At 42.8% G+C, this 6,334-nt stretch carries 5 protein-coding genes and 1 rRNA gene; all 6 read left to right on the top strand.

Features of this window, described 5'->3' with window-relative positions:
- Positions 1-3: 3 nt before the first annotated feature.
- Positions 4-119 (top strand): 5S ribosomal RNA (gene rrf, locus AAZR19_RS18380).
- 177 nt (positions 120-296) lie between these two features.
- Positions 297-761 (top strand): CtsR family transcriptional regulator, encoded by a 465-nt coding sequence (locus tag AAZR19_RS18375; protein WP_003217184.1) that lies wholly within the window; start codon positions 297-299, stop codon positions 759-761.
- A gap of 14 nt (positions 762-775) precedes the next feature.
- Positions 776-1,333: a UvrB/UvrC motif-containing protein gene (locus AAZR19_RS18370; protein WP_024425862.1), complete on the top strand. Its 558-nt coding sequence runs from the start codon at positions 776-778 to the stop codon at positions 1,331-1,333.
- 4 nt (positions 1,334-1,337) lie between these two features.
- Positions 1,338-2,429 carry a protein arginine kinase gene (locus tag AAZR19_RS18365; protein WP_024425579.1) on the top strand — a complete coding sequence of 364 codons (1,092 nt, stop codon included), beginning with the start codon at positions 1,338-1,340 and terminating at the stop codon, positions 2,427-2,429.
- Positions 2,426-4,861, top strand: a complete 2,436-nt coding sequence (clpC, locus tag AAZR19_RS18360; RefSeq protein ID WP_007496263.1) for an ATP-dependent protease ATP-binding subunit ClpC — start codon at positions 2,426-2,428, stop codon at positions 4,859-4,861. The genes AAZR19_RS18365 and clpC overlap by 4 nt, the downstream gene beginning before the upstream one ends.
- Before the next feature lie 93 nt (positions 4,862-4,954).
- The gene (gene radA, locus AAZR19_RS18355; RefSeq protein WP_025092231.1) at positions 4,955-6,334 is read left to right on the top strand and encodes a DNA repair protein RadA; all 1,380 of its coding nucleotides are present in this window, start codon (positions 4,955-4,957) and stop codon (positions 6,332-6,334) included.

Here is a 6,334-nt window from a genome sequence, read left to right as displayed (position 1 = left end):
AGGTTTGGTGGCGATAGCGAAGAGGTCACACCCGTTCCCATACCGAACACGGAAGTTAAGCTCTTCAGCGCCGATGGTAGTTGGGGGTTTCCCCCTGTGAGAGTAGGACGCCGCCAAGCTTCTATAAGGATCAGTTCCAGCCGGAACTGGTCTTTTTTGTGTTTTTGAGAGGTTTGATACCATATAAATGTGGAAATAATATTGTTAGTTGAGCGATTATCTTGAAAAATCGATCGAAAAAATTTATAGTAAGATTAAAGTCAAATATAGTCAAAGTCAATGGAGGAGGAGGCGGAGTGGCACAAAATATTTCTGATATCATCGAGCAGTATTTGAAGGAAGTCTTGGATCAGAACGGTCGAGAAATATTAGAAATTAAGCGCAATGAAATTGCAGATAAATTTCAATGCGTACCTTCACAAATTAACTATGTTATCAATACACGCTTTACGAGCGAGAGAGGCTATATCGTTGAAAGTAAGCGTGGCGGCGGTGGCTATATCCGTATCATTAAAGTCAAAATGAATGATGAAGTCGACTTATTGAACAACATTATTTCCCAAATATATCATCGTTTATCACAGGCTGCATCTGATCATATCATCATGCGTCTTGTTGAAAATAACATTTTATCTGAAAGAGAAGCTAAGATGATGATTAGTGTCATGGACCGTTCTGTATTGCATATTGATTTACCTGAACGTGATGAACTGCGTGCTCGGATGATGAAAGCGATGTTAAATGCTTTGAAATTAAAGTAAAGCGGGTGAAAAGATTGATTTGTCAAGAATGTAATGAGAGACCAGCCACTTTTCACTTTACGAAAGTTATAAATGGAGAAAAACAAGAAATGCACATATGTGAACAATGTGCAAAAGAAAACAGTGATTCATATGCTATGAGTGGAAACCAAGGTTTCTCGATTCACAACTTATTATCAGGCTTATTGAATATTGATCCTAGCTTCACCACAAGTGCTAACAAGGGCTCATCTATTTTTCAAGAAGCGAAAGAAGTGGATCAATGTCCTAAGTGTGGCTTAACCTTTCAGCAGTTCAGAAAAACAGGCCGATTTGGCTGTGCAGAATGCTATCGTACATTTGATCAGTATCTGAACCCTGTTTTACGGAAAGTCCATAGTGGAAATACAGTCCATAATGGGAAAGTCCCAAAACGAATTGCCGGCAGCCTGCATGTTCGCCGGAAACTAGAGTTAATGCAGCAAGAGCTGAAGCAGCTGATTGAACAGGAAGAGTTCGAAAAGGCAGCGGAAGTTCGAGATCAAATTCGTGCATTAGAGCATGAGCAATCTCAGCAGAGGGAGGGAGATTAACGACATGTCGCTCCAGCATTTTATTCAAGACGCTCTTAGTCAGTGGATGAAACAAAAAGGACCAGAAAGTGACATTGTTCTAAGCAGTCGTATCCGGCTAGCTCGCAATCTAGAGCATGTTCGTTTCCCAACTCAGTTTTCTCAAGCTGAAGCTGAAGCTGTTCTCCAGCAATTCGAGCAAAAGTTTGCTAGCCAGGAAGTGAAGGACATTGGAAACTTTGTTCTGATTCGAATGAATGAAACGCAGCCTTTAGCAAAGAGGGTACTTGTTGAAAAGCATTTGATTAGCCCCAATTTAGCTGAATCAAGATTTGGCGGCTGTTTGCTTTCTGAGAATGAAGAAATCAGTGTGATGCTGAATGAAGAAGACCATATTCGAATCCAATGCTTATTCCCAGGTTTTCAGCTAGCCAATGCACTAAAAGCGGCTAATCAGGTAGATGACTGGATTGAAGAGCAAGTGGATTATGCGTTTTCTGAAAAGCGAGGATACTTAACAAGCTGTCCGACCAATGTAGGTACAGGTATTAGGGCTTCGGTCATGATGCATTTACCAGCATTAGCGCTCACAAGACAAATGAATCGGATTATTCCGGCCATTAATCAATTAGGTCTTGTGGTCAGAGGAATTTATGGTGAGGGCAGCGAAGCAATAGGAAACATCTTTCAAATATCAAATCAAATGACACTTGGCCAATCAGAAGAAGACATTGTAGATGACTTGAATAGTGTGACCGCTCAGCTCATTGAACAAGAGCGATCTGCACGAAAAGCGTTATATCAAACATCTAAAATTGAACTTGAGGACAGAGTGTACCGTTCCTTAGGGATTTTGGCCAATTGTCGTATGATTGAATCAAAGGAAACAGCAAAGTGTTTGTCAGATGTGCGGCTTGGAATTGATTTAGGTATCATTAAGGGGCTTTCAAGTAATATACTGAATGAACTCATGATTTTGACTCAGCCCGGCTTCCTTCAACAATATTCAGGAGGAGCCTTAGAGCCAAATGAACGAGATATAAAACGAGCAGCGATTATTAGAGAAAGGCTGCGCTTAGAAATGCATAGGAATGGACAGGAGGATGAAACGATATGATGTTTGGAAGATTCACTGAAAGAGCTCAAAAGGTATTAGCACTTGCACAAGAAGAAGCCATTCGCCTAGGCCATAAAAACATAGGTACTGAGCACATTTTACTTGGCCTTGTACGTGAAGGTGAGGGCATCGCTGCCAAAGCGTTAGAAGCACTGGGCCTTGTTTCAGATAAAATCCAAAAAGAAGTCGAAAGCTTGATTGGAAGAGGGCAAGAGGTGTCTCAAGCTATTCCTCATTATACGCCTAGAGCGAAGAAGGTCACTGAGCTTTCAATGGATGAAGCAAGAAAGCTAGGTCATTCCTATGTAGGGACAGAACATATTCTATTAGGTCTTATTCGTGAGGGAGAGGGTGTCGCTGCCCGTGTCTTAAATAACCTCGGAGTGAGCTTAAATAAAGCACGTCAGCAAGTCCTGCAGCTGCTTGGAAGCAATGAAACAGGTGCATCTGCGGCAGGCTCTAATAGCAATGCAAATACTCCAACACTAGATAGCTTGGCAAGAGATTTGACAGCTATTGCAAAAGAGGACAGCTTGGACCCTGTCATTGGCCGAAGCAAAGAAATTCAACGTGTCATTGAGGTCCTAAGTAGAAGAACAAAAAATAACCCTGTGCTGATTGGTGAGCCTGGTGTTGGTAAAACAGCCATCGCAGAAGGTCTTGCACAGCAAATTATTCATAACGAAGTGCCTGAAATCCTGCGCGATAAACGAGTGATGACACTGGATATGGGAACTGTTGTAGCTGGGACGAAATATCGTGGTGAATTCGAGGATCGTTTGAAAAAAGTGATGGACGAAATTCGTCAGGCAGGAAATATCATTCTCTTTATCGATGAGCTTCATACACTCATTGGTGCTGGTGGAGCAGAGGGCGCGATTGATGCGTCTAATATCTTGAAGCCATCCTTAGCACGTGGTGAGCTTCAATGTATTGGGGCGACAACGTTAGATGAGTACCGTAAATACATTGAAAAGGACGCTGCGCTTGAACGACGTTTCCAGCCAATTCAAGTAGATCAGCCGTCTGTTGATGAAAGTATTCAAATCTTAAGAGGGCTCAGAGACCGGTATGAAGCACATCACCGTGTGTCTATTACAGATGAAGCGATTGAGGCGGCGGTGAAGCTGTCTGACCGTTATATTTCTGACCGATTCCTTCCAGATAAGGCGATTGATTTAATTGATGAGGCAGGTTCGAAAGTCCGTTTACGTTCGTTCACGACACCGCCTAATCTAAAAGAATTAGAGCAAAAGCTGGATGAAGTACGCAAGGAAAAGGATGCGGCAGTTCAAAGTCAAGAATTTGAAAAAGCAGCTTCTCTTCGCGATACAGAACAGCGTTTGCGTGAAAAAGTAGAAGTTACAAAGAAATCATGGAAAGAAAAGCAGGGACAAGAGAACTCAGAGGTATCTGTAGATGATATCGCAATGGTCGTTTCCAGCTGGACGGGAGTGCCTGTTTCGAAAATTGCTCAAACGGAGACAGATAAGCTTCTGAATATGGAACAATTGCTCCACTCTCGCGTGATCGGACAGGATGAAGCGGTTGTCGCTGTAGCAAAAGCAGTGAGACGTGCGCGTGCTGGCCTGAAAGATCCGAAGCGTCCAATCGGCTCCTTTATCTTCTTGGGTCCAACAGGGGTTGGTAAAACGGAGCTTGCAAGAGCACTCGCTGAGTCTATTTTCGGTGATGAAGAAGCAATGATCCGTATTGATATGTCTGAATACATGGAGAAACACTCTACATCCAGACTTGTTGGGTCACCTCCAGGCTATGTGGGCTATGATGAAGGTGGACAGCTGACTGAAAAAGTGAGAAGAAAACCTTATTCTGTCGTTCTTTTAGACGAGATTGAAAAGGCGCATCCAGATGTATTTAATATCTTACTGCAAGTGTTAGAAGATGGTCGTCTGACTGATTCTAAAGGGCGTACCGTTGACTTTAGAAATACGATTTTGATCATGACATCAAACGTTGGAGCTAGTGAGCTGAAGCGCAATAAATATGTTGGCTTTAACGTGCAGGATGAAAGTCAAAATTACAAGGATATGAAAGGCAAAGTGATGGGCGAGTTGAAACGTGCGTTTAGACCTGAGTTTATCAACCGTATTGATGAAATCATTGTCTTCCACTCGCTTGAGAAGAAACATCTAAAAGAGATCGTGTCTCTCATGTCTGATCAATTGACAAAACGATTAAAAGAACAAGACCTATCAATTGAATTGACGGAAGCAGCAAAAGCGAAGATTGCCGACGAAGGAGTAGATCTTGAGTACGGTGCGCGTCCGTTAAGAAGAGCGATTCAAAAGCATGTAGAAGATCGACTTTCTGAAGAGCTTCTGAAGGGGAATATTGAAAAAGGTCAACATATCGTATTAGATGTGGAAGATGGAGAGATTGTCGTAAAAGCGACGGCTGCTACGAACTAATATAGTAAGAAAAAAGTGTGAGGCATACCAGTAAGGTGTATGCCTCCCTTTACTTATTTTCTGACCAGTATAAGGAGTTGTATTCTTCAATCTATGGCTAAGACAAAATCAAAATTTATATGCCAATCGTGCGGTTATGAGTCAGCCAAATGGATGGGGAAATGTCCAGGCTGCGGCACGTGGAACAGTATGACAGAAGAGGTCGTTCGCAAAGAGCCGGCAAACCGTCGAAGTGCTTTTAATCATTCTGTTCAAACCATTCAAAAACCTTCACCTATATCTGCAATTGAAACATCCGAAGAACCCCGAATTAAAACAAATTTAGAAGAATTTAACCGAGTATTAGGAAGTGGAATTGTCAAAGGTTCTCTTGTTCTCATCGGCGGAGATCCTGGGATTGGGAAGTCTACATTGTTATTACAAGTATCAGCACAGCTCTCAGACAAAAATCAGAATGTGTTATACATATCTGGTGAGGAGTCCATTAAACAAACGAAGCTAAGAGCGGACCGTCTTGGCATTGAAAGCGCCTCTTTACATGTTTTGGCTGAAACCGATATGGAGTATATAACGTCTGCTATACAGGAGATGAAACCTGCTTTTGTTGTGGTGGATTCGATTCAAACCGTTTACCAAAGCGATATCACGTCAGCTCCCGGCTCTGTATCTCAAGTTAGAGAATGTACAGCGCAGCTGATGAAGATTGCCAAGACAAACGGTATTCCTATTTTTATCGTTGGTCACGTGACCAAAGAAGGCTCGATCGCAGGTCCACGCCTTTTAGAGCATATGGTGGACACAGTTCTTTATTTTGAAGGCGAGCGTCATCATACGTTTCGTATCTTACGGGCGGTCAAAAACCGATTTGGTTCAACGAATGAATTGGGAATTTTTGAAATGAGAGAGGAAGGGCTCACGGAAGTATTAAACCCATCAGAAATCTTTTTAGAAGAGCGGTCGGCAGGTGTATCTGGTTCGTGTGTTGTTGCCTCAATGGAAGGAACAAGACCCGTACTTGTCGAGATACAGGCATTAATTTCCCCGACAAGCTTTGGGAATCCGCGAAGAATGGCCACTGGCCTTGATCATAATCGAGTATCGCTGCTCATGGCAGTTTTAGAAAAACGCGTGGGGCTGCTGCTGCAAAACCAAGATGCCTATTTAAAGGTCGCAGGCGGTGTGAAGCTTGACGAACCGGCGATTGACTTGGCTATTGCCGTCAGTATTGCATCAAGCTTTAAAGATGCAGCGCCGCATCAAGCGGATTGCTTTATAGGAGAGGTCGGTCTGACGGGAGAAGTCAGAAGAGTATCAAGAATTGAACAGCGAGTGCAGGAAGCTGCAAAACTAGGATTTAAGCGAATGTTTATTCCTCAGGCGAATATAGACGGATGGAAAAAGCCGAGAGGGATTGAGTTAGTTGGTGTAGAAAATGTAGCGGAGGCACTTCGAATTTCACTAGGGGGATCATAG

This window comes from Bacillus sp. Je.9.29.b (assembly GCF_051129925.1).
GTDB classification, from domain to species: Bacteria; Bacillota; Bacilli; order Bacillales; family Bacillaceae; genus Bacillus; species Bacillus safensis.
The sequence above is the reverse complement of the archived record's forward strand: the minus strand, read 5'-3'. Positions and strand labels throughout refer to the sequence as shown.